Below are 23300 nucleotides of genomic sequence, written 5' to 3' on the forward strand. Positions count from 1 at the left end.
TTCCTCTCCGGATCATGTTATTTCATTGGACTTGCAATAAACAGGAAGGACGGCGGCCTCAGCCGCGCCAGCTGCCTGAAGCAAGGGTTTCGAGAATGGTTTTCAGGATGGGCCGCAGCCGCCCTGCCCGCGCCTCGTCATAGGCGTAAGGCGGAAGCTCAGTGGTGAGATGCGTGGACTGCGCCAGCTCCATCTGGATGGCGTGGAAGCCTTCCTCCGGGCGGCCATAGCGGCGCGTCGTCCAGCCGCCCTTGAAGCGGCCGTTGACCACGCTGCGGTAGCCCTCTGCTTCCCGGCAGATATTGGCGACAGCCTCTGCCATCGCAGGCGCGCAGGATTTGCCTTCCACGGTGCCGATGTTGAAATCCGGCAGCGTGCCTTCAAACAGGAACGGGATGTTGGAGCGGATCGAGTGGCAGTCATAGAGCACGGCAAAACCATGAAGGGCATGAACGCGCCGCAACTCTGCCTCCAGCGCCGCATGATAGGGCGCGTGATAGGCCAACCGCCGCCGCTCGATCTCGCCCCCATCAGGGGCTTCCAGCCAGATGTTTTCGCCGTCAAAGTCTGTCAGCGGCACAAGACCGGTAGTGTTCTGCCCCGGATAGAGGCTTGCCCCATCCGGCGGGCGGTTGGCGTCGATGACATAGCGGTGAAAGGTGGCGGCAACGGTGGTTGCGCCCGGCAGAAGTCCCGCATAGAGACGGTCCACGTGCCAGTCCGTATCGCTCAGCACCAGCCCGCGCGCATTCAGCTTTGCACGGATGTCTGCCGGAACATAAGTGCCCGAATGCGGCAGCCCCAGAACCACCGGGCTGTCCCCGCGTTCCACCGTCACGGGCGATGCCGGAACGGCCTGATTATCCTGCGTCATCTCAGTTCGATCCTTCCCTGCGACCGTTCGTTCCGTTCATCTTTTCTTGTCCGGGTGCGCTGGCGCCGCCCCTTGCTGTCATCCCCGCGAAGACGGGGATCCAGTAAGCCCTGCCTTCGCCATCACTAGCGCCGGGGCTACTGAATCCCGGCTCAAGGCCGGGATGACACCGGGAGTGAAGCCCCCTCTTGGCAGCACATCCCCCTACGGCCGGAAATCCCCGATCTCTGCCGCAGCAACGAATGCCCCTTCCCGCACCAGAGCAGCAGCCGCTTCGATATCCGGGGCGAGGTAGCGGTCTTCCTTCAGCGCAGGCGCATGGCCGCGCAGCATGGCGATGACGGCCTGAAGCCGTGCCGAGGTCTTGAGCGGGGCGCGGAATTCGATGCCCTGTGCTGCACACAGCGCCTCGACGCCAAGGATGACCGAGAGATTGCCGTTCATCCGCAGCAGCCGCCTTGCGCCATGGGCTGCCATGGACACATGGTCTTCCTGATTGGCGGAGGTCGGCGTTGAATCCGTCGAGCACGGGGTCGCCAGATGCTTGTTCTCGCTCATGAGCGCCGCCGTCGTCACTTCGGCGATCATGTAGCCCGAGTTGAGCCCCGGCTCCGGCGTCAGGAACGGCGGCAGGTCGTGACTGAGCGTGGGGTCCACCATCAGCGCCACACGCCGCTGGGCAATCGCGCCAATCTCGGCCACTGCCAGCGCGATCTGATCGGCCGCGAAGGCGACCGGCTCGGCATGGAAGTTTCCGCCCGAGACAATGCGGCCCTCGCCCAGCACAAGCGGATTGTCGGTCACCGCATTGGCTTCGGTTTCCAGTGTGCCTGCGGCAAAGCGCAGGAGGTCAACGGACGCGCCCAGCACCTGCGGCTGGCAGCGGATGCAGTACGGGTCCTGAACGCGGGTGTCGCCTTCCCGGTGGCTTTCGCGGATCGCAGAGCCTTCCATCAGCGCCCGCATGCGTTCGGCCACCTCGATCTGGCCGCGATGGCCGCGCAGGGTGTGGATCTCCGGCTGCAGCGGCGCGGTCGAACCCATGATGGCGTCGGTGGACAGGGCCGAAATGACCATGGATGAGGCCGCATTGGCCCAGGCTCCAAACAGGCCGATGAGCGCGAGCGCAGTGGAGAATTGCGTGCCGTTGATCAGCGCCAGCCCTTCCTTCGGTCCCAGAACCACGGGCGTCAGCCCTGCCCGCTTCAGCGCCTCGCCGCCCGGCAGGCGCTCGCCTTCGTAAATGGCTTCCCCGGCGCCGATCATCGCCGCCGTCATGTGGGCGAGCGGCGCAAGATCACCGGAGGCACCGACCGAGCCCTGCGACGGCACGACCGGCGTCACGCCCTTGTCCAGCATATCCTCGATGAGGGCGATCACCTCCCAGCGCACGCCCGACGCGCCCCGCCCGAGGCTGAGCAGCTTCAGCGCCATCATCAGCCGTGTGGCGGCCCGGTCCAGCGGCTCGCCCACGCCGCAGCAATGGGAGAGGATGAGATTGCGCTGCAGCGTTGCCGTATCCTTGGCCGCGATCTTCACCGAAGCGAGCTTGCCGAAACCGGTGTTGACGCCGTAGACGCCCGCATCGCCAGCGGCGGCGGCTGCAATGAAGGCACTGGCCGCTTCCACGGCGGGACGGGCCGAGGGGGCAAGACGGGCGGGCAGCTCCTCCCGCCAGAGCTGTTCCAGCTGCTCCAGCGTGGTCTTGCCGGGCGTGAGCACGAGGGTCATTCCGAGCCTCCGAAGATACGGGCATGAAGGGGGTTGAAACCGAAGCGGTAGGCGAGTTCCGCCGGACTATCGGCATTCCAGATGGCAAGATCGGCGCGAAGACCGGGGGCGATGCGCCCGCAATCCGGAAGCCCCAGCGCCCGCGCCGCGTTGACCGTAACACCGCGCAGCACCTCTTCCACGGTAAGATGGAAGAAGGTGCAGCCCATGTTCATGGTCAGCAGAAGCGATGTCAGCGGCGACGTGCCGGGGTTGCAATCCGTGGCCAGCGCCATGGGCACCCCGTGGGCACGGAAGGCAGCAACCGGCGGCACCTGCGTTTCCCGGATGGCATAGAAGGCACCGGGCAGCAGCACTGCCACCGTGCCGGAACGGGCCAGCGCCGCTGCATCGTCATCGGTCGCATATTCCACGTGATCGGCAGAGAGCGCGCCATAGTCCGCTGCCAGCTTCGTGCCGCCCAGATGCGACAGCTGCTCTGCATGCAGCTTCACCGGCAGGCCGAGGCGGCGGGCCTCATCGAAGACCTTGCGCATGGATGCGACCGAAAAGGCGATGCCCTCGCAGAAGCCATCGACCGCATCCACCAGCCCTTCCGACGCTGCGCGGCGCAGACCCGGAAGGCAGACCTCATCGAGATAGGCCTCCTCGCGGCCCTTGTACTCAGGCGGCAAGGCATGGGCGCCAAGATAGGTGGTGCGCACCCGCACCTTGCGTTCGCTCGCAAGGCTTCGCGCCGCGCGCAGCATCTTCAATTCGGTTTCGATGTCGAGGCCATAGCCGGACTTGATCTCCACCACGGCCACGCCTTCGGCCAGCAGCGCATCAAGGCGCGGCAGGGCTAAGGCCACAAGCTCCGCCTCGCCGGCAGCGCGGGTGGCGGAGACGGACGACACGATGCCGCCACCGGCGCGGGCGATCTCTTCATAGCTCGCCCCCTCCAGCCGCATCTCGAATTCCCGCGCCCGATGGCCGCCGTGGATGAGATGGGTGTGGCAGTCGATGAAGGCCGGGGTCACCAGACGCCCCTCAAGATCATGGCGCGCATGACCGGAGAAAGCTGCCGGAAGATCTGCTTCCGGCCCCACCCATTCGATACGGCCATCACGGATCGCAACAGCGCCGTGCTCGACAAGGCCATAGCCGCCGGTCTCCGGCAGGGTGACAAGCCTTGCGTTGGAAAGAAGGGCCGGACCGTGAAGTTCCATCTTGGTTTCCCCTGAAGTTCGGTTTATTTATGTATGCACATAATAGCCCTGTCAATCAGCAAAGGCGGCGAAAGAATGAGCAGCGCAAAAAACGGAGAAACTCCGGCAAGTGGCGGAAACCCGTCTTTCGCGGCGCAGGTTCTGTGGGCAGAACAGGCGCTTTTGCCCAATGGCTGGGCAAGCGGCGTGTCTGTGCATATTGCCGCTGATGGCAAGGTGGGCCATGTGGCCGCCGGAACGCAGCCCGAACAGAATGCGGTGCGCCTTGGCCTGCTGCTGCCAGCCCCGGCCAACCTGCATTCCCACGCCTTCCAGCGCGCCATGGCGGGGCTGACCGAGCGGCGGGGAGCTGATCCGCGGGACAGTTTCTGGACCTGGCGCCAACTGATGTACCGCTTTCTCGACCAGCTGACGCCGGAGGATGTGGAAGCGATTGCCGCCTTCGTGCAGATGGAGATGCTGGAGGCAGGTTACGCCACCAATGTCGAATTCCATTATCTCCATCACCAGCCGGGCGGCGCGCCCTATGCTGACCTTGCAGAAATGTCCGCCCGCATTGCAGCGGCGGCTGCCATATCCGGCATCGGCCTGACGCTGCTGCCGGTTCTCTACCAGTATGGCGGCTGCGACAGGCGGGCGCTGGGGGCGGGACAGGTCCGCTTCGGCAATGACATGGACCGCTTCGCCAGGCTGGTGGAAGGTGCCGAAGCTGCCCTTGGCGCCCTGCCCGCCGATGCCCGCATCGGCATTGCTCCGCACAGCCTGCGCGCCGTCTCCGCCGAAGACCTTTCCCGCGCCGCCGCCTTGCGCCCGGATACGCCGCTGCACATGCATCTGGCGGAGCAGGTGGCCGAGGTGGACGAAGTGAAGGCCCATCGCGGCGCAAGGCCGGTGGAATGGCTTCTGGCCAACCAGCCCGTCGATGGACGCTGGTGCCTGATCCACTGCACCCAGATGGAAGAGGCCGAAACGCTGGGCCTTGCCGCGACAGGTGCGGTCGCAGGCCTCTGCCCCATCACGGAATCGAGCCTTGGCGACGGCATCTTTGACGGCGTGCGCTTCGCCGCAGCGGGCGGGCGCTTCGGCATCGGCTCGGACAGCAACATCCGCATTTCACTCACCGAGGAGCTGCGCACCCTCGACTATTCCCAGCGCCTGCGCGACCGCTCGCGTGCCGCCCTCGCTACGGCGGAACGGTCTACAGGCCGGGTGCTGATCGAGGAGACGGTCCGGGGCGGTGCGCAGGCGGCAGGCCGCAAGACGGGTGAGATTTCCCAAGGCTTTCTTGCAGATCTGCTTGCGCTGGACACGGAAGATGCCAACATGCTGGGCCGCAGCGGCGACACCGCCCTCGACAGCTGGATCTTTGCCGGAGACGACCGGATCGTCAGCGACGTCTGGGCCGCCGGGCGGCATATGGTCAAGGGCGGACGTCACGTTGCGCGGGACAGGATCCGCCAAGCCTACATGCGGACCATCCGCAAGCTGAAAGACGCCTGACCGGGGAAACCGGACATATGAAAACCGGGTATGGGGAATGACAAAGGCAGACGCTAACAGGCCGGGTGCTGGAGCCGGACAGATTACCTGGCAGTCCATTCAGGCGGAGGCGCTGCGGCGCATTCATGACCGGGAATGGGCGCCGGGCAGTCTGATCCCGCATGAGGAGGAGCTTGCGGCCGAATTCGGCTGCGCCCGGGCCACCGTCAACCGGGCCCTGCGGGAACTGGCCATCCTCGGTATGCTGGAACGCCGCCGCAAGGCCGGAACGCGCGTGCCGCTCAATCCCGTGCGCCGCGCCACGTTCCAGATCCCCGTCATCCGGCAGGATGTGGAGGCCAAGGGCATGGATTATGCCTATCAGCGGCTGACCCTCGGCACAAAGCCCCTGCCCGCAGCCATCGCGGCAGCCCTGTCACTGGAGCCCGGCACGCCCTGCCTGCATGTCACATCCCTGCATATGGCGGACGGCAAGCCCTATTGCCAGGAAGACCGCTGGATCAACCCGGCGGTCGAAGGCGCCGGAGTGCAGGATTTCGTGGCCATCAGCCCCAATGAATGGCTGGTGCAGAACATCCCCTTCTCGCGCGGCGGCATCGATTTTTCCGCCACCAGCGCCAGCCCGATCCTCGCCGACATGCTCCACTGCAAGCCGGGCGAAGCCCTCTTCGTCATGGAGCGCACCACCTTCTCCGGCGACATGCCCGTCACCGCCGTGCGGCTGACCTATGCGCCGGGGCACAAGGTCAGCACGGCGATCTGACGGGCAGCGCGAAGATCAGAGCGTCAGCGCTTCGCCCGCCTTCGGCGCCTTCACCGTGCCTGCCTTGGCACCCATCGCGGCAATGAAACGCTCGGCCGACTGATCCACCATCGGGAACGAGGCATAGTGGCAGGGAATGACGGTCTCGAAATCAAAGAACCGGTTGCATGCGAGTGCGGCGGCCTTTGCGCCCATGGTGAAGCGGTCGCCAATCGGCACGAGGCCGATTTTCGGCTGATGCAGCTCGTTGATCAGCGCCATGTCACCGAAAACATCCGTGTCGCCCATGTGATAGAGCACCTTCTCGCCGGGCGCTGCCAGGATGATGCCATGCGGATTGCCCATGTATTTGAGCCCGTCGCCATCCTGACTGGTGGCGGAGGAATGGATCGCCTGCGTCAGCCCCGCCTTGAATGGCCCCACATCGACCATGCCGCCAGAGTTCATCGGGTTGATGTTCGAGATGCCCTTGCCCGACAGCCACATGCAGATCTCGAAATTGGCCGTCACCTGCGCCCCGCTCGCCTTGGCAATCGCCACCGTGTCGCCGACGTGATCGTCGTGGCCATGGGTCAGCAGGATATGGGTGACGCCGGCGCTGGCCTCTTCCACCGTCAGACCGGCAGGAAAGCCCGGATTGCCGGTGAAGAACGGGTCGATCAGGATCACCGCATCCTTCACCTCGATGCGGAAGGCGGAATGTCCAAGCCAGGTCAGTTTCATTGCAATACTCCAGACTGAGGGCGGCCCCGGATGGGACCGGGACCGGCGGAGCGCATGGGCAGACCTTCGCAAGCTAAGGCCAGGCCGCAACGCGCCATCAGCCGGAATATAAGCTGCCCTGCCCGGACAGCAACCCACACCAGGGCGGCGCAAGGGCCTGGAACTCTGTCCCCGCCTCCTTCCTGCTTGCCGAAACACCTCCGCTGTGCGAGCACTTGCGCCATGTGGCGGCAGGTCCGGCCTGACTGTCTTTCCGGCACTTATCCTTGATGATGCAGCAACGGCCCCATGACCCAGAACTCCCCGCAGGACACTTCAAAGGACACTGGCATCACCGCCCCGGGCGGGCAGAAGCAGTTGCACAGCGCGGTCATTGCCCGTCAGCTGGAGAACGAGATCATTGCCGGTGAGTTGAAGGCAGGCAGCAGGCTGGACGAAATTGCCCTGGCCGATCGCTTCGGCGTATCCCGCACGCCGGTGCGCGAAGCACTGCATATCCTTGCCTCCCGCCATCTGGCCGAGCGCGTGCCCTATCGCGGCGTGATCGTTGCCACCATCACCCGCGAGCGCATCGACCAGCTGTTCGAGGCCATGGGCGAAATCGAGGCGATCTGCGGGCGCTTTGCTGCCGAGCGCATGAGCATGAGCGAGCGGGCGGCGCTGGAGACCTTGCATCTCGATATGGTGGAGATGGCGGAAACCTGCCTCCACGAGGCCTATGAGGACGGCAACACCCGTTTCCACACACTCATCTTCGAAGGCACCCACAATGACGAGCTGATCGAGATCGCGCATGGCCTGCGGCTGAAGCTCGCTCCCTTCCGCCGTTCGCAGCTGCGGGCCGCCGAGCGGATGAAGAAGTCCAACGAGGAACATGCCCTCATCGTCAATGCCATCATCGAACGCAACGCAAAGGAAGCCGAGCGCGCCCTGCGCCGCCATCTCGTCAGCGCGGCAAGGGCTGCTCTGAAGCAGATGACCTAGCGATTTCAGAAAATTCGGATGAATATCTCATTGTTTGAGTCAAGCGGACTGGCACCCTCATTCCATACAAATACAAATATTTACATATACTTATGCCTGATATTCAAGATCTGATCTCAGGTGGGCAGCCGTTGCGGCACACCAGCCCTCATCCTCTGGCTTTGAACCACGGCACCTGATACACGCCAGTTCATGGCAAACGACCCCACGCTTCCGCTTGAAGACTTCATCGCCGCTGTTGCTCCCGGCAGCCGGCTGATCGGCCTTGACCTTGGCACCAAGACCATCGGTCTGGCGCTGTCGGACATTGGCCGTGGCATTGCCACACCGCTGGAGACGATCCGGCGCGAGAAATTCACGCTGGATGCGCAGAAGCTGCTGGCGATTTGTGAAAAGCAGGGCGTGGGCGGGCTGGTCATGGGCCTGCCGCTCAACATGGATGGCAGCGGGGGCCCCCGCGTGCAGGCGACCCGCGCCTTCGTGCGCAATCTGGCAGAGAAGACCCCCCTTCCCATCACCTATTGGGACGAACGCCTGTCCACCGCCGCCGTCACCCGCACGCTGATCGAGGCAGACCGCAGCCGGGCCCGGCGGGCGGAACTCGTCGACAAGATGGCCGCCGCCTACATCCTGCAGGGCTTCCTCGACCGGCTGGGCTATCTGCAGCAGGAGGAGGAAAAGCCCCGGCGCACCTTCACCATCATCGATGACGCAGACTGACGGCCGCCGCCCATGCTGATGACGCTGAGCGCTCTTCTGCCGGTCATCCTGGTCATTGCCTGCGGCTACGGCGTGGCGCGGACGGGGCTCATCACCGGCGATCAGTGGCGCGGTGTCGAGCGGCTGGCTTATTACGTCCTGTTTCCGGCCGTGCTGTTCCGCACCATTGCAACGGTCGACTTCTCGAAGCTGCCAACCTTCGGCATGGGGTTCTCGCTGACGGGGGCCATTCTGGCTCTGGCGGCGCTGCTGCTGGTGATCCGGCTGCCGCTGGAGCGGGTATTGGGCATTCCCGGCCCGCGTTTCACCTCGATCTTTCAGGGCACCTTGCGCTGGAATGCCATGATCGCACTGGCCATTGCCGGAAGTGTCGTGGGAGAGGACGGGCTGGCCATGCTGGCCATTGCCATGGTCTTCATGATCCCGCTGCTGAACGTGCTGAGCATTCTGGTGCTGTCGCATTATGCCAGCGGCAATCCGCCGGGAGCGTCCAAGATCTGCAAGGATCTGGCGCTCAATCCCTTCATCGTTTCCATTGCGGCTGGCATCCTTGTGAACCTTGCCGGCCTGCCCCTGCCGGATGCTGTGGACTCCACCCTTGCCATTCTCGGCAGCGCCTCCTTGCCCATCGGCATCATCTGCGTCGGGGCGAGCCTTGATCTATCCTCCCTGCGCCGCCCCGGCCCTGCCCTTGCGCTCGGCACCTTCCTGCGCCCGCTGCTGATGCCGCTGGCGGCCTATGGCTTCACGCTGCTGTTCGGCGTCACCGGCACGCCTCAGCTGGTGGTGATCATCGCCAGCGCCGTGCCGACCGCCAGCAACGCCTACATCCTTGCGCGGCAGATGGGTGGCGACGCCAGACTGATGGCAGAGATCATCACGCTGCAGACACTGGCCGCCGCCGTCACCATTCCGGCAGCTCTGTTGATTTTTGGCTGAACGGTCAAGAATTGCCCCCGCATGTGGACAGGCCGCCGGGGAGCGCCTGTAAAGCCATTCCGCGCTTGTAGACTCGCGGAACAAGCCCTATCCAGTTCATTCGATGAGCGCACAAGAAAACCATCGAGCAGGCCTTTTCCCCCATCGTCATTTGCTGGGCATGGAAGGCCTTCAACCCCAGGACATCCTCGGCCTTCTGGACCGGGCGGATCAGGCTGTCGAAGTCTCCCGCCAGGTTGAAAAGATCCGGCCGGTGCTTCGTGGACGCACCCAGATCAACCTGTTCTTCGAGGCCTCGACGCGGACGCAATCGTCCTTCGAGATCGCGGGCAAGCGCCTTGGCGCGGATGTGATGAACATGCAGGTCTCCGCTTCTTCGGTGAAGAAGGGCGAGACACTGATCGACACCGCCGCGACACTGAACGCCATGCACCCGGATATCCTCGTCGTGCGCCACCATGCGGCAGGCGCGGTGCATCTGTTGGCGCGCAAGGTGGGCTGCTCGGTGATCAACGCCGGTGACGGCCAGCATGAGCATCCGACGCAGGCGCTGCTGGATGCACTGACCATCCGCCGCCACAAGGGCAAGATCGCCCGGCTGACGGTTGCCATCTGCGGCGACATCCTGCATTCGCGCGTCGCCCGCTCCAACATCATCCTGCTGAATGCTCTGGGCGCCAGGGTGCGCGTGGTCGCCCCCTCCACCCTGCTGCCCAGCGGCATCGACCGGATGGGCGTGGAAGTGTTCCGCGACATGAAGGAAGGCCTCAAGGGCGCCGACATCGTCATGATGCTGCGCCTGCAGCGCGAGCGCATGAATGGCGCCTTCATTCCGTCCGTGCGCGAGTATTACCGCTATTACGGGCTTGATGCGGAAAAGCTGGCTTATGCCAAGGAAGATGCGCTCGTCATGCATCCCGGCCCTATGAACCGGGGCGTGGAAATTGACCCGGCGGTGGCCGACGGGCCGCAGAGCCTCATCCGCGAACAGGTGGAAATGGGCGTGGCCGTGCGCATGGCCGTGCTGGAAGCCCTCGCCGCCCATCTGCCGAACCAGTAGGAGCCTGACCCGTGGCCCAAGACACTCCCAAGCCCCTGGTTCTCAAGAATGCCCGGGTGATCGACCCGGCGCGCGGCCTTGATGCGGATGGCAGCGTGATCATCGCCGATGGCACTATTCTGGCTGCCGGCCCCGAAGCGCAGAACCAGGGCGCGCCCTATGGTGCCGAGATCATCGACTGCGACGGCGCCATCGTTGCCCCCGGCCTCATCGACATGTGCGTGTCGGTGGGCGAGCCCGGCCACGAGCACCGCGAAACGCTGGCCAGCGCCAGCGAGGCGGCTGCCGCGGGCGGCATCACCACCATCGTCACCATGCCCGAGACCGATCCGGTGATCGATGATCCGGCGCTGGTGGACTTCATCCTGCGCCGCGCCCGCGACACGGCGGTGGTCAATGTCCGGCCCATGGCCGCCCTCACCAAGGGCCTTGCCGGGCAGGACATGACCGAAATTGGCCTGTTGCAGGAAGCCGGTGCCGTCGCCTTCACCGACGGCCACAAGTCCGTCCGCAATGCGCAGATCATGCGCCGGATCATGACCTATGCAAGGGACTTCGGCGCACTGGTCGTGCACCACACGGAAGACCCGGATCTGGCAGGCGGCACCATGAATGCCGGCCTCAATGCCTCGTGGAAGGGGCTGTCCGGCGTGCCGCGCGAGGCCGAGATCATCATGATCGAGCGGGACCTCAGGCTCGTCGGCATGTCGCGCGGGCGCTATCACGCCAATCTCGTCTCCACCTCCGATGGCGCCGCCGCCATCCAGACCGGCAAGGACCGGGGGCTGGACGTGACGGCCGGCGTCTCCGTCAATCATCTGACGCAGAACGAAAACGACATCGGCCCCTACCGGACCTTCTTCAAGATGTCGCCGCCCCTGCGCGATGAGAATGACCGCATGGCCATGGTGCAGGCGGTGGCCGATGGCACGATCGACATCATCTGCTCCAACCATGACCCGCAGGACGTGGAAACCAAGCGCCACCCCTGGGCGGAAGCCGAGGACGGGGCGATCGGTCTGGAAACCCTGCTGGCCGCCGCGCTGCGGATCTATCATGCAGGCGACATCGGCCTTCTGCCGCTGCTGCGCGCCATGACGCTGAACCCGGCCAACCGGCTGGGCCTTGACGCTGGCCGCCTCACGGCTGGCGCACCGGCGGACGTGATCATCTTCGACCTGGACCGGCCCTGGGTACTGGAAAAGAAGGCCATCCGCTCCCGCTCCAAGAACTCGCCGTTCGAAGATGCGCGTTTCTCGGGCCGGGTGCTCACAACCATTGTTGCAGGCCGCAAGGTCTACGATTACGCTTGACGCAATACCACCGGAGATAAACGCGTGGACACCGCGCCTACCTTTGATCTGGCCCCGCATCTGATTTTTGCCTCCCTCGCTCTTGGCTATCTGCTGGGCTCGATCCCCTTTGGCCTCGTCATCACCCGCATGGCGGGCCTCGGCGATATCCGCAAGATCGGCTCGGGCAACATCGGCACCACCAATGTTCTGCGCACGGGCCGCAAGTCGCTGGCAGCCGCCACGCTGCTGGGCGATGCGCTGAAGGGCACCGTGGCGGTGCTGATCGCGGGCCATTTCTTCGGCCCCTCCGCCGCGATGCTTGCCGGTCTTGCCGCCTTCCTCGGGCACATTTTCCCGGTCTGGCTCGGCTTCAAGGGCGGCAAGGGCGTGGCAACCTATCTGGGCATCCTGCTCGGCATCAGCTGGCAGGCAGGCATCGTCTTTGCGCTCAGCTGGATCCTGGTTGCCTATCTCTTCCGCTATTCCTCGCTGTCGGCCCTCATCGCCAGCCTCATCAGCCCCATCGTGCTGGTGCTGCTGGGTCAGATGCAGCTCGCCCTCGTCTTTGCGCTGCTGACTGCCTTCCTGTGGGCCAAGCATCACGAGAATATCCGCCGGCTTCTGAGCGGCACGGAATCGAAGATCGGTTCCAAGGCCAGGGCCGCAGCACCTGAAGGGTCAGACACGCCATCATGAAAACAGGCCCGCAGCCCGGCAGAACGATTGTCCTGAGCGACCGTCAACGTCTCGCCTGGCTGCGGCTGATCCGCTCGGAAAACGTCGGCCCGGCCACGTTCCGCAGCCTCGTCAACCATTGCGGCTCGGCGGAAGCGGCCATCGAGGCCCTGCCCGACCTGTCCCGCCGGGGCGGCAAAACCGCCATCCGCATCTGCTCAATGGCCGATGCAGAAGCCGAACTCGAAGCCCATGCCCGCTCCGGGGCACGGCTGGTGGCCATGGGCGAGGCGGACTATCCCCCGCACCTGCGTCATATCGACGGCCCGCCGCCACTCATCTCCGTGCGCGGAAACGGCAGCACCCTCGCCAATCCCAGGGCCCTTGCCATCGTCGGGGCGCGCAATGCCTCGCTGGCGGGCCGCAAGTTTGCAGCACAGCTTGCCGGAGAACTGGCGGAGGCCGGTTTCACCATCGTCTCCGGCCTCGCCCGTGGCATTGATGCTGCCGCGCATGAGGCCTCTCTAAGACTTGGCACCGTCGCCGTGTTTGCCGGCGGGGTGAATGTGCTCTACCCGCCCGAACACGCCAGCCTGCTGGAGCGGCTGCTGGCGGCGGGCGGCAATGCCATCAGCGAAATGCCTTTCGGCTGGAGCCCGCGCGGGCGCGACTTTCCGCGCCGCAACCGCATTATCTCCGGCCTGTCGCTGGCGGTGATCGTGGTGGAAGCGGCCAAGGGCTCCGGCTCGCTGCACACCGCCCGTTTCGCTCTGGAACAGAACCGGGAAATCCTCGCCGTGCCCGGCTCGCCGCTCGATCCGCGCTGCGAGGGCTGCAATCACCTGATCCGTCAGGGCGCGCAGCTGATCACATCCACCGCCGACATTCTGGAAGCCATCGGCAACCGCGCCGCGCCCGATCTGCCGCCGGAACTGGACCTTGAGGAGCCCTCCTGGGAGGGCCCGGACGGCAACCTGCCGGAAGACAGCGCCCGCGCCCGTCTCATCGAAGCCCTCGGCCCAACGCCGGTGGGCATCGACGAACTCATCCGCGACACCCGCCTCTCCGCCCGCGCCGTCCATGTGATGCTGCTGGAGCTGGAACTTGCCGGGCGGCTGGAGCGCCACTCCGGCCAGAGGGTCAGCCTGACGGAGTAATCTCCCTCATCCCTCGCGTGGCCGCTCCGCCCAAAACTCACTTGCCGGTTCAGGCAGGGTTGAAAGCATGCGGGCGAAGGCCATGCGGTCCACGTGCTTCCACAGGGCGCGGGCCACGTCTTCGATGGCTGTGGGCGGAGCGAAGTTATGATGCTGGCGCAGCGCCGCCACCTCACGGGCCATCTCCTCAAGGCTCGCAAAGGACAGAAGCGGCGCAGTCAGATCCCAATCCTTGACAAACATCGCCCGCAGCACCGCCGGAAGCTCATTGGCAAAGCTGAGGCCCATCCCCACATCCAGCCTTGCACGGAAGGCCAGCAACACACCTTGAACTGCCGTGTAAGTCTGGTTGCGGGTTGTCAGATCCAGCTCGTTGCGCGCATCTTCAAGGAAGCACTCGAACTGCTGGCTTGCCATCTGATACTCATTCGGCATGGGCATGAGCAGAAGATCCATCTGATTGTTTTGCCGGACTTGCAGCCTTGCACAGGACCGGTCCATCATGTCACGTGTCTTGCGCCAGCACGGCCTGGCAGTCAAACGCCGATGACCATTCAAACAGCCAGAATCACAAGCGTGGCTTGACCTTCTGTTCACAAACGGTCATTTGACAGGCGGCTTTCGATCCTTGATCGTTGCCGGGGGAACAAGAATTTGCAGCGGAAACGGCCGGACAATCTGGTCACGGCCCGCTCACCAGCTTCTGGATTGTGATGAACATCGTCATTGTGGAATCGCCGGCCAAGGCCAAGACGATCAACAAATACCTGGGATCGGACTATCACGTTCTGGCGTCCTATGGTCACGTGCGCGACTTGCCGGCGAAGGAAGGCTCCGTCCGTCCCGACGAGGACTTTGCCATGATCTGGGAGGTGGACAGCAAGTCCCAGAAGCGGCTCAACGAGATCGCCAGCGCCGTGAAGGGCGCCGACCGCCTGATCCTTGCAACTGACCCGGATCGCGAAGGCGAGGCGATTTCCTGGCACGTGCTGGATGTGCTGCAGAAGAAGAAGGTGCTCAAGGACATTCCGGTCGAGCGCGTCGTGTTCAATGCCATCACCAAGCAGTCGATCCTGGAGGCGATGAAGAACCCGCGGCCGATCGACACACCGCTGGTGGATGCCTATCTCGCCCGCCGCGCGCTCGATTATCTCGTCGGCTTCACCCTCTCCCCCGTCCTGTGGCGCAAGCTGCCGGGCGCGCGCTCTGCCGGACGTGTGCAGTCCGTGGCGCTGCGCCTCATCTGCGACCGGGAAATGGAGATCGAAACCTTCGTCAAGGAAGAGTACTGGTCGATCCTCGCCAGCCTGAAGACACCGAAGGGCGATGGCTTCACCGCTTCCGTGGTGGGCTTTGACGGCAAGAAGCTCGGCCGCCTCGACATCAAGACCGAAGAGCAGGCGCAGACCATCAAGCGCATGCTGGAAGGCGCCAGCTACCGGGTGGAGAGCGTCGTCTCCAAGCCCGCCAAGCGCCATCCGCAGCCGCCCTTCACCACCTCGACGCTGCAGCAGGAAGCCTCGCGCAAGCTCGGCTTCTCAGCGTCCCGCACCATGCAGGTGGCACAGAAGCTTTATGAGGGCATCACGCTCGGCGGCGAGACCACCGGTCTCATCACCTATATGCGTACCGACGGCGTGCAGATCGCGGGCGAAGCTATTGCCGCTGCCCGCCGCGTTATCGGCAGCGACTTCGGCGACAAATACGTTCCCGAAAAGCCGCGCTTCTATTCCTCCAAGGCCAAGAACGCCCAGGAAGCGCACGAAGCCGTGCGCCCGACCGACCTTGGCCGCCGCCCGCGCGATGTGGCCCGTTTCCTCGATCCCGATCAGGCCCGGCTTTACGAGCTGATCTGGAAGCGCACCATGGCCAGCCAGATGGAGTCGGCCGTGCTGGAGCGCACCACCATCGATATCGGCGCCAGCGGCTCCGGCAAGCATGCCGCCCTGCGCGCAACCGGCTCCGTTGTCCGCTTTGACGGCTTCCTCGCGCTCTATCAGGAAGGCCGCGATGACGATGAGGACGAAGATTCCCGCCGCCTGCCGGCCGTGGACGATGGCGCGCCGCTGAGCCTTGCCGCCGTTGACGGCAAGCCGGGTATCGATGCCAGCCAGCATTTCACCACGCCGCCGCCGCGCTACACCGAAGCCAGCCTCGTCAAGAAGATGGAAGAGCTGGGCATCGGCCGGCCTTCCACCTATGCCTCGACGCTGCAGACCCTGCGCGACCGCGAATATGTGGATCTCGACAAGAAGCAGCTGGTGCCGCAGGACAAGGGCCGCATCGTTACGGCCTTCCTGGAAAGCTTCTTCTCCCGCTATGTGGAGTTTGACTTCACCGCGAGCCTTGAAGAGCAGCTTGACCGGATTTCCGCCGGCGAACTGTCCTGGCGCGAGGTGCTGGCCACCTTCTGGCGCGATTTCTCCGCCGCCGTGGACGAGACGAAGGACCTGCGCGTTGCCCAGGTGATCGACGCGCTGAACGAGCTGCTGGCGGCCCATATCTTCCCCGTGAAGGAAGAGGGCAAGGACCCGCGTGCCTGCCCGTCCTGCGCCACCGGCCAGCTGTCGCTGAAGGTCAGCCGCTTCGGCGCCTTCATCGGCTGCAGCAACTATCCCGAATGCAGCTACACCCGCCAGCTGGCCCGCGGTACCGAGGGCGAGGATGGGGAAGCGGCTGCCGATGGCCCGAAGGTGCTGGGCACCGATCCGGCCACCGGGCTGGAGGTCTCCCTGCGCACCGGCCGCTTTGGCCCTTATGTGCAGCTGGGCGAGGAAGCCAAGCCCAAGCGCGCCTCCCTGCCCCGTGGCTGGTCTGCGGCGGATATCACGCTGGACAAGGCCTTGCAGCTTCTGTCCCTGCCCCGCGAAATTGGACCGCATCCGGAAGACGGCAAGATGATCTCAGCCGGCATCGGGCGCTTCGGCCCCTTCGTGCTGCATGATGGCACCTATGCGAACCTTTCTTCCGCCGATGAGGTGTTCTCGGCCGGCATCAACCGCGCCGTCGATCTTCTGGCGGAAAAGCGCGCCAAGGGTGCCCGTGGCCGGGCGGCTCCTGCCGCGCTGAAGGAACTGGGCGAGCATCCCGATGGCGGACCCATCACCGTGCGCGATGGCCGTTACGGGCCTTACGTCAACTGGGCCAAGGTCAACGCCACTCTGCCCAAGGGCACCGATCCGCAGGCGGTGACGCTGGAACAGGCGCTGGAGCTGATTGCGGCCAAGGGCGCCAGCAAGAAGGCTGCAGCCAAGAAGCCGGCCGCAAAGAAGGCCGCCACCGAGAAGGCTGCCCCGAAAAAAGCTGAAAAGGCTGAGGACGGCGAAACCGCACCGAAGAAGGCAGCCGCGAAGAAGACCACGGCAGCCAGGGCGAAAACCGCAACGGTAAAGACAACAGCCGCGAAAGCGCCTGCCAAGAGCAGATCCAAAGCCGGCAGCACTGCCGCAGACGAGGCCAATTGACCACGAAACGCACCCATGGCGGCGGCGCATCCGATCAGCGCCCCGCCCGCATCCGCAAGAGCGCAGCAAAACCCGGCGGCAGGGCCGCAAAACCGGCCAAGACGCCGGGTGCCTTTCCCTCGCGCGAAGACATCCTCGCCTTTGTCGCGGAAAATCCGGGTAAGGCGGGCAAGCGGGAAGTGGCGCGCCATTTCGGCATTGTCGGCGCCGCCCGCATCCAGCTGAAGCGCATCCTCAAGGATCTGGCCGAGGAAGGCGTCGTCGAAAAGCGGCAGAAGCGCCTGATCCGCCCCGGCGACCTGCCCCCCGTTTTCGTGGTCTATCTCAACGCCCGCGATGCCCATGGCGAATTGCTGGGCGAGCCCGTGAACTGGGACGAAGAGGCAGGCGACCCGCCGAAAGTGCTGGTGCTTCCGGGCCGCGACACGCCGCGTGGCGCAACGCCGGGCATTGGTGACCGGGCGCTGGTGCGCCTTGCCGATCTTGATCCCGGCCCGGAGGCTGCCCACGCCGCACGGGTTCTGAAGCTGCTGGAGCGCCAGCAGGGCGCCATCCTTGGCATCCTGCGCGAGCGCGCCGGGCACATGCCGCCCTATCTGGAGCCGATCGACCGCAAGCAGCGCGAACTCGACATCGACACCTCCGACCTGAAGGAGGCGGTGGATGGTGATCTCGTCAGCGTCGAAATCACCCGCATTGGCCGCTATGGCGCGCCCAAGGCCCGGATCGTGCGCCGCTTTGGCTCGCTGAAATCGGAGATGGCCGTCTCCGAAATCGCGCTGCAAAGCCATGGCATTCCCCACGTTTTCCCCGCTGCCGTCGAACTGGAGGCCGAGCGCGCCCAGCCGGTGACGCTGGGCAAGCGCGAGGACTGGCGCAAGATTCCCTTCATCACCATCGACCCGGCAGACGCCAAGGACCATGACGACGCGGTTTATGCGGAAGCTGACGAAGACCCGGCCAACGAAGGCGGTCACGTGGTTTTCGTCGCCATTGCCGATGTCGCCCATTATGTGCGGCCCGGCACGGCGCTGGACCGGGAAGCGCATCTGCGCGGCAACTCGGTCTATTTCCCCGACCGGGTGATCCCGATGCTGCCGGAGCGCATCTCCAACGACCTGTGCTCGCTGAAGGAAGGCGTTGACCGCCCGTCCATGGCCGTGCGCATGGTCTTCGACAAGACCGGCCGCAAGATCGCCCACACCTTCCACCGGGTGCTGATCCGCTCTGCCGCCAAGCTCTCCTATCAACAGGCGCAGGCAGCCATCGACGGCCAGACAGACGACAAGACCGGCCCGCTGCTGGAGCCCATCCTCAAGCCCCTGTGGGCGGCCTATGAGTGCCTGACCCGTGGCCGCGATGCCCGCGAGCCGCTGGAGCTGGACCTGCCGGAGCGCAAGATCAAGCTGAAGGCGGATGGCACGGTCGATTATGTCTTCATCCCGGACCGGCTTGATGCGCACAAGCTGATTGAGGAGTGCATGATCCAGGCCAACGTTTCGGCTGCCGAAACGCTGGAAAAGCGGAAAGTGCCCCTGCTCTACCGCATCCATGATGCGTCGAGCCCGGAGAAGCTGCAGTCGCTGAAGGACTTCCTGTCCACCCTCGGCATGAAGCTGCCCTCCTCCGGCGGTCTGCGGCCCGCCACCTTCAACGGCATTCTGGCCAAGGTGAAGGACACGCCGCAGGCCCATCTCGTCAACGAAGTGATCCTGCGTTCGCAGGCCCAGGCCGAATATGCGCCGGAGAACATCGGCCACTTCGGCCTCAACCTGCGCCGCTATGCCCATTTCACCTCGCCCATCCGCCGCTATGCCGACCTTATCGTGCACCGCGGACTGATCCGGGCGCTGGGGTTCGGCTCCGATGGCCTGCCGGAGGAAATCGGCGGCAAGCTCGCCGCCATCGGTGCGGAAGTTTCCGCCGCCGAGCGCCGGGCCATGCTGGCCGAGCGGGACACCATCGACCGGCTGATTGCGCTCTGGATGAGCGAGCGCGTCGGCGCCCGCTTCACGGGCCGCATTGCGGGCGTCGTCAAGTCGGGCATGTTCATCAAGCTGGATGACACGGGCGCGGATGGCTTCATTCCGGCCTCGACCATCGGCCACGACTATTACCGCTATGACGAAGCGTCGCATGCTTTGATCGGCGAGAGGACTGGCGAAACCCATCAGCTTGGTGACAAGGTGGAGGTTGAGCTGGTGGAAGCTGCCCCCTTTGCCGGAGCCTTGCGCTTTGCGCTGCTGAGCGAGGGGCGCATCACCGCCAAGGGCGCACGCCGGAAGGGCGGCTCATCAGGGCCGGGCGGGCGCAGTTCACCTGCCCGCAAGGGCGGTTTCACCCCGGGACGGAGGGGGAAAAGGTAGTCATGGGCTTGCAGTATCTGACGGGGGGAGGCCCTGAGGAACCTGTTCGTGAAAAGCCGAAACGCAATGTGGGACAGGCAATCCTGCGCGGCTTTGCCTGCCGCTGCCCGGCCTGCGGAGAGGGGAAGATCTTCAACGGCTATCTGACGGTGAACCCGGCCTGCACTGTGTGCGGCGAGGAGCTGCATCACCAGCGCGCCGATGACGCCCCGCCCTATTTCACCATCACCATCGTCGGCCACATCATCGTGCCGGCCATGATGGCGGTGGAATTTGCCTGGCGTCCGGCCGTGTGGATCCACATGGCGCTGTGGCTGCCGCTGACCCTCATCCTTTCACTGGGCTTCCTGCGGCCGGTCAAAGGTGCTCTGATCGGGCTGCAATGGGCGCTCTACATGCATGGCTTCGACCCCGAATCCATCGAGGACTTGCCCGAACCCGATCCCGCTGCCAGCCACCGCAGCCCCTGAGAAGCCGAGCCTGACATGCATGACGAAGGCCTTGCCGCCCTCCACAAGGAAGCCCAGACGCACACGGGCCACGCCTATATCCGCCCCAAGGACGCCTCGACGCTGCTGATCCTCGACCGCAGCGGCAGCGCCTTACGCGTGCTCATGGGCAAGCGCCACCAGCGCCACACCTTCATGCCGGGCAAGTTTGTCTTCCCCGGCGGCCGGGTCGATCCGGGCGATTCCCGTGTGGCTGTCTCGTCCAGCTATCATCCGGAGGTGGAGCGCAAGCTCGCGGTGCTGCCAAAGGGCGGCAAGCTGACGCCCTCGCGCCTCAAGGCGCTTGCGGTGGCCGCCGTACGCGAAACCTACGAAGAGGCCGGCCTCTTCATCGGCCGCAAGACCGGGCGCCAGTGGCCCGCAAAAGGCGATTTTCAGGCCTTCTCCGAACGGGGCATCGAACTGGACCTTTCGCCCGTGCGCATGGTCGCCCGCGCCATCACGCCGCCGGGCCGGCCGCGCCGCTTCGACACGCGCTTTCTGGCCGTCTTTGCCGATGGAATCGCTGACCGGCTGCCGCAGGGCACCGGACCATCAGGGGAACTGGAGGACATTGCCTGGCTGACGCTGGACGAAACGCGGGATGCGGACCTGCCCATCATCACCCATAAGATACTCTCTGACCTTGCCGAAAGGCTTGCGCATGACCCGGATCTGGCGCCGCAAACGCCGGTTCCGCTCTATTATGCACGTGGAAACGGCTTCGCCCGGGAGCTGATCTGAGCCATTGCCGGGGAATTTTGCGGGGAGGCCGCGCCAGAGCTTGACTTTGGCTGGCTTATGAGTAGTTTGCGCCCTGATTTCGTGACACCGCAGCGAACTCAAAGGGCGCCAGAGACTGGCCGCATTGAGCGTTTGCCGGACTAACCAGAACAGGATCGAAGGCTATGGCCAAGGCGACCACCATCAAGATCAAGCTGCTTTCCACCGCTGACACCGGTTTCTTCTACGTGACCAAGAAGAACTCCCGCACCATGACCGAGAAGATGTCCATGCGGAAGTACGACCCGGTTGCCAAGAAGCACGTCGAATTCAAGGAAACCAAGATCAAGTAATCCGCGCCGCTCCGCACTGGCGGAGCCCTCGCCCGCGCCATCCCCGTGGCCGCACATGGCAGAGCGCAGGACATGATCTTCCTTCAAGAAGCCCGCAAGGTATCACCTTGCGGGCTTCTTGCTGTTTGTGCGCTCTCTTTCACCTCCGTCATGGCACGACGGAAAGGGATGGCTCGATGCATTGTAAACTGGGCCCTGACGCAATCATGCGGCCCATGGCTTTGAACGTTCGCCATCTCCCTCTTACCGGAACTTTCAAGGTCTATCTCTCCGGGTATCCTCTCCGGCCGCTACTGTCTGAACATGTAAACGGCATGGAGACGAAACCGATGGATATGATGCTGGATACCCGCCAGACCCTGGAGACGGCCATTCGCACGAGGGCCGGTGAGGACCCTGCCTTCCGCACTATGCTGCTGACAGACGCCAATACGCTGCTTGAAGAGGTTTTCGGATCGCAGGGTATTCCTGGCCTGCAGATCAGAATCATTGAGGAGAAACCCGGCGAAGTCGTTCTGGTTTTACCTGCCATTCCGTCTGAAGCTCGCGATGAACTGTCCGCGCAGGATCTCGACAAGGTCTCCGGCGGCATGCCGTCACAGGCCGAAATCATGGCCTTCCTGAATTCTCCGGCACGCCAGGCAGCCTTTGAAGCGTTGGTCAGCCATATCAACAACGCTGTATTCGGCCGGTCGCCTGTGATTGGCAACATGCGCTGACACGCTTTCACGCAAAACTGGCAAAGGCCTGAATATGACAAAACCGTCCATCACCAGCCGCATCGAACTTGAAGCTGCCATCCAGAGCAAGGCAGCGGAGGACAGCGCCTTCCGCGCCGCGCTACTGGCCAATCCGGCCACCGCATTGGAAGCTGCCTTCGGCATCGCTGCGCAGCCGGGCGTCAGCATCCGTGTCATCGAGGAAAAACCGGGCGAAGTGGCGCTGGTGCTGCCAGCGGGCGCAGGTGAGCTTTCCGGCAAGGATCTGGAGGCCGTAGCCGGCGGCTACGCCGTCAATGCGCAGGTGACCGATTCCGTCACCCAAGCAAACACGAAGCACCCCGGCGATGGCAACAACGCCATGGGCTGGGATGGCAGTCCCTACTCGATCCGCTTCCCTTTCTTCCCCCGATGATCCGGCGATGAAGGACCAAACTCATGACAACGCCACTTCCCGCCCGTCTCGCCTGTGAAGCCCTGCTGCGTGAGAAGGCAGCAAGTGATGCTGAGTTTCGAGCAAGGCTCGTCAGCAACCCGGCTGAAGCCATAGGTGAAGCCTTCGGACAGGCGCCCAAGGGCGATCTGACCTTCCGTGTCATCGAGGAAGTGCCCGGTGAGGTGGTGCTCGTGCTGCCGCCCCTGCCCGGTGAACTGTCCGACGCACAGCTGGCAGCCGCATCCGGCGGCTACACTCTCACGATCAACAATTCGGGTAGTGGCAGCTCTGGCTTCTTCATCTTCCAGAAGGGCCCGCAGACCGGCGGTCCCGCGTCTATTGCATGGTCCACATTGCCGGGCGGCTCAGGCGCCGGCACAAGCTTTACCTGGAACATCAATTACGGCACATCCTGGTGGTGAGCCAGCCGGTGCGCGGCTGCCGTGATGCGCCGCGCACAGATCACATACCGGTCAGGGAGCTGTGACTGCCTTCGCCAGCATGGCCATGGGCGCCTCCCCGCGGCTTGCTGCAAGGCTGGAGAGCGTATCCGAACCGGAAGCGCCTGTGATGCCAGCCGCCTCAAGCCTTGCGATCAGCGCAGCCTCCTCGAGGCCCAGAACCGGAGCGACAGCCGACAGCGGTGCACTCTGGACCGCCTTCACCATGGCCATGGCCGGATTGCCGCTGCGGCCCGGCCCGTTCAAGGCTTCGGCCGCAAAGAAGCCGCCTGCGGCAAGGCTCCCTGCCAGAGCCAGCGGCATGGCGGCACGGCGGAAATAGCCCAGCACCGGCTTCCAGTTGCGCCACAGGTGAACGGCCACAGGCGCCAGCAGCACCATGGACAGAACTTCATGCATTTCGTGGAAGAGGCCGGACTGCCAGCCGAAGAAGAGGGCCACACCTGAAATGGTGGAGACGAGGAACAGCCCGGCCGTCAGCGGGGTTGCCCATCGGAAAAGAAGATCGCGCATGACTGGAAACCTTTGGCTATCGGGCAGCGCCTGATCGCGGCTGCCCTTGGCTCCGGATTCCATAGCACCGGCACCTGTCCGTGCGCGTATCCAATTGTAACGATACGTAATCAAAGGGATGCCGCCGCGAAGATCTCAATATCCGCGC

At 64.4% G+C, this 23300-nt stretch carries 23 protein-coding genes; 17 read left to right on the top strand and 6 right to left on the bottom strand.

The window, feature by feature from the left end:
• Positions 1-58: 58 nt before the first annotated feature.
• The 3 genes from hutG to hutI form a co-directional block, all read right to left on the bottom strand.
• Positions 59-874 (bottom strand): N-formylglutamate deformylase, encoded by an 816-nt coding sequence (gene hutG, locus ASC48_RS17260; protein WP_055456942.1) that lies wholly within the window; start codon positions 872-874, stop codon positions 59-61.
• A gap of 204 nt (positions 875-1078) precedes the next feature.
• On the bottom strand, positions 1079-2605 hold the full coding sequence (gene hutH / locus ASC48_RS17265) for a histidine ammonia-lyase (RefSeq protein WP_055456943.1): 1527 nt from the start codon (positions 2603-2605) through the stop codon (positions 1079-1081).
• Positions 2602-3813: an imidazolonepropionase gene (hutI, locus tag ASC48_RS17270; protein WP_055456944.1), complete on the bottom strand. Its 1212-nt coding sequence runs from the start codon at positions 3811-3813 to the stop codon at positions 2602-2604. Before hutI ends, hutH begins: the two co-directional genes overlap by 4 nt.
• A 75-nt stretch (positions 3814-3888) precedes the next feature.
• Here hutI and ASC48_RS17275 point away from each other — a divergent pair, with 75 nt between their 5' ends.
• Both ASC48_RS17275 and ASC48_RS17280 read left to right on the top strand, forming a co-directional pair.
• Positions 3889-5313 carry a formimidoylglutamate deiminase gene (locus tag ASC48_RS17275; protein WP_055456945.1) on the top strand — a complete coding sequence of 475 codons (1425 nt, stop codon included), beginning with the start codon at positions 3889-3891 and terminating at the stop codon, positions 5311-5313.
• A 37-nt stretch (positions 5314-5350) separates the two neighbouring features.
• Positions 5351-6076: a GntR family transcriptional regulator gene (locus ASC48_RS17280; RefSeq protein ID WP_055456946.1), complete on the top strand. Its 726-nt coding sequence runs from the start codon at positions 5351-5353 to the stop codon at positions 6074-6076.
• 15 nt (positions 6077-6091) lie between these two features.
• Here ASC48_RS17280 and ASC48_RS17285 read toward each other — a convergent pair whose 3' ends face one another.
• Positions 6092-6799: a metal-dependent hydrolase gene (locus ASC48_RS17285; protein ID WP_055456947.1), complete on the bottom strand. Its 708-nt coding sequence runs from the start codon at positions 6797-6799 to the stop codon at positions 6092-6094.
• A gap of 288 nt (positions 6800-7087) precedes the next feature.
• On the opposite strand from ASC48_RS17285, the gene ASC48_RS17290 reads away from it, so the two are divergent.
• From ASC48_RS17290 to dprA, 7 genes are all read left to right on the top strand, one after another.
• Positions 7088-7783, top strand: a complete 696-nt coding sequence (locus ASC48_RS17290; protein WP_055456948.1) for a GntR family transcriptional regulator — start codon at positions 7088-7090, stop codon at positions 7781-7783.
• 192 nt (positions 7784-7975) lie between these two features.
• Positions 7976-8503 (top strand): Holliday junction resolvase RuvX, encoded by a 528-nt coding sequence (ruvX, locus tag ASC48_RS17295; protein ID WP_055456949.1) that lies wholly within the window; start codon positions 7976-7978, stop codon positions 8501-8503.
• A 12-nt stretch (positions 8504-8515) separates the two neighbouring features.
• On the top strand, positions 8516-9442 hold the full coding sequence (locus ASC48_RS17300) for an AEC family transporter (RefSeq protein ID WP_055456950.1): 927 nt from the start codon (positions 8516-8518) through the stop codon (positions 9440-9442).
• A gap of 160 nt (positions 9443-9602) precedes the next feature.
• Positions 9603-10502, top strand: a complete 900-nt coding sequence (locus ASC48_RS17305; RefSeq protein ID WP_197717608.1) for an aspartate carbamoyltransferase catalytic subunit — start codon at positions 9603-9605, stop codon at positions 10500-10502.
• A gap of 11 nt (positions 10503-10513) precedes the next feature.
• Complete coding sequence (locus ASC48_RS17310; protein WP_055456951.1) at positions 10514-11815, top strand: dihydroorotase; 1302 nt, start codon at positions 10514-10516, stop codon at positions 11813-11815.
• 24 nt (positions 11816-11839) lie between these two features.
• Entirely contained in the window at positions 11840-12493 is a 654-nt protein-coding gene (gene plsY / locus ASC48_RS17315) for a glycerol-3-phosphate 1-O-acyltransferase PlsY (protein ID WP_055456952.1), read from the top strand.
• Complete coding sequence (gene dprA, locus ASC48_RS17320) at positions 12490-13629, top strand: DNA-processing protein DprA (RefSeq protein WP_055456953.1); 1140 nt, start codon at positions 12490-12492, stop codon at positions 13627-13629. The genes plsY and dprA overlap by 4 nt, the downstream gene beginning before the upstream one ends.
• A 6-nt stretch (positions 13630-13635) precedes the next feature.
• On the opposite strand, the gene ASC48_RS17325 is transcribed toward dprA, so the two are convergent.
• Positions 13636-14085, bottom strand: coding sequence for a DUF2267 domain-containing protein (locus ASC48_RS17325; protein ID WP_341860391.1), 450 nt, complete (start codon positions 14083-14085; stop codon positions 13636-13638).
• 257 nt (positions 14086-14342) lie between these two features.
• Here ASC48_RS17325 and topA point away from each other — a divergent pair, with 257 nt between their 5' ends.
• The 8 genes from topA to ASC48_RS17365 all read left to right on the top strand — a co-directional run bounded on the left by topA (position 14343) and on the right by ASC48_RS17365 (position 22600).
• Entirely contained in the window at positions 14343-17093 is a 2751-nt protein-coding gene (gene topA / locus ASC48_RS17330; RefSeq protein ID WP_055456969.1) for a type I DNA topoisomerase, read from the top strand.
• Positions 17090-19459 carry a ribonuclease R gene (gene rnr, locus ASC48_RS17335; RefSeq protein ID WP_082440177.1) on the top strand — a complete coding sequence of 790 codons (2370 nt, stop codon included), beginning with the start codon at positions 17090-17092 and terminating at the stop codon, positions 19457-19459. The genes topA and rnr overlap by 4 nt, the downstream gene beginning before the upstream one ends.
• A 2-nt stretch (positions 19460-19461) precedes the next feature.
• Complete coding sequence (locus ASC48_RS17340; protein WP_055456954.1) at positions 19462-19929, top strand: DUF983 domain-containing protein; 468 nt, start codon at positions 19462-19464, stop codon at positions 19927-19929.
• A gap of 15 nt (positions 19930-19944) precedes the next feature.
• Positions 19945-20691, top strand: coding sequence for an NUDIX hydrolase (locus tag ASC48_RS17345; protein ID WP_055456955.1), 747 nt, complete (start codon positions 19945-19947; stop codon positions 20689-20691).
• A 164-nt stretch (positions 20692-20855) separates the two neighbouring features.
• The gene (gene rpmG / locus ASC48_RS17350) at positions 20856-21023 is read left to right on the top strand and encodes a 50S ribosomal protein L33 (protein ID WP_019966402.1); all 168 of its coding nucleotides are present in this window, start codon (positions 20856-20858) and stop codon (positions 21021-21023) included.
• Between the two features lie 329 nt (positions 21024-21352).
• Complete coding sequence (locus ASC48_RS17355) at positions 21353-21742, top strand: NHLP leader peptide family natural product precursor (RefSeq protein WP_141659005.1); 390 nt, start codon at positions 21353-21355, stop codon at positions 21740-21742.
• Between the two features lie 34 nt (positions 21743-21776).
• Positions 21777-22157, top strand: a complete 381-nt coding sequence (locus tag ASC48_RS17360) for an NHLP leader peptide family RiPP precursor (RefSeq protein WP_055456957.1) — start codon at positions 21777-21779, stop codon at positions 22155-22157.
• Positions 22158-22180: 23 nt separating this feature from the next.
• Complete coding sequence (locus ASC48_RS17365; RefSeq protein ID WP_055456958.1) at positions 22181-22600, top strand: hypothetical protein; 420 nt, start codon at positions 22181-22183, stop codon at positions 22598-22600.
• 51 nt (positions 22601-22651) lie between these two features.
• On the opposite strand, the gene ASC48_RS17370 is transcribed toward ASC48_RS17365, so the two are convergent.
• Entirely contained in the window at positions 22652-23152 is a 501-nt protein-coding gene (locus ASC48_RS17370) for a DUF4405 domain-containing protein (protein ID WP_055456959.1), read from the bottom strand.
• Between the last annotated feature and the right edge of the window lie 148 nt (positions 23153-23300).

This window comes from Pannonibacter indicus, assembly GCF_001418225.1.
Classification (GTDB): Bacteria; Pseudomonadota; Alphaproteobacteria; order Rhizobiales; family Stappiaceae; genus Pannonibacter; species Pannonibacter indicus.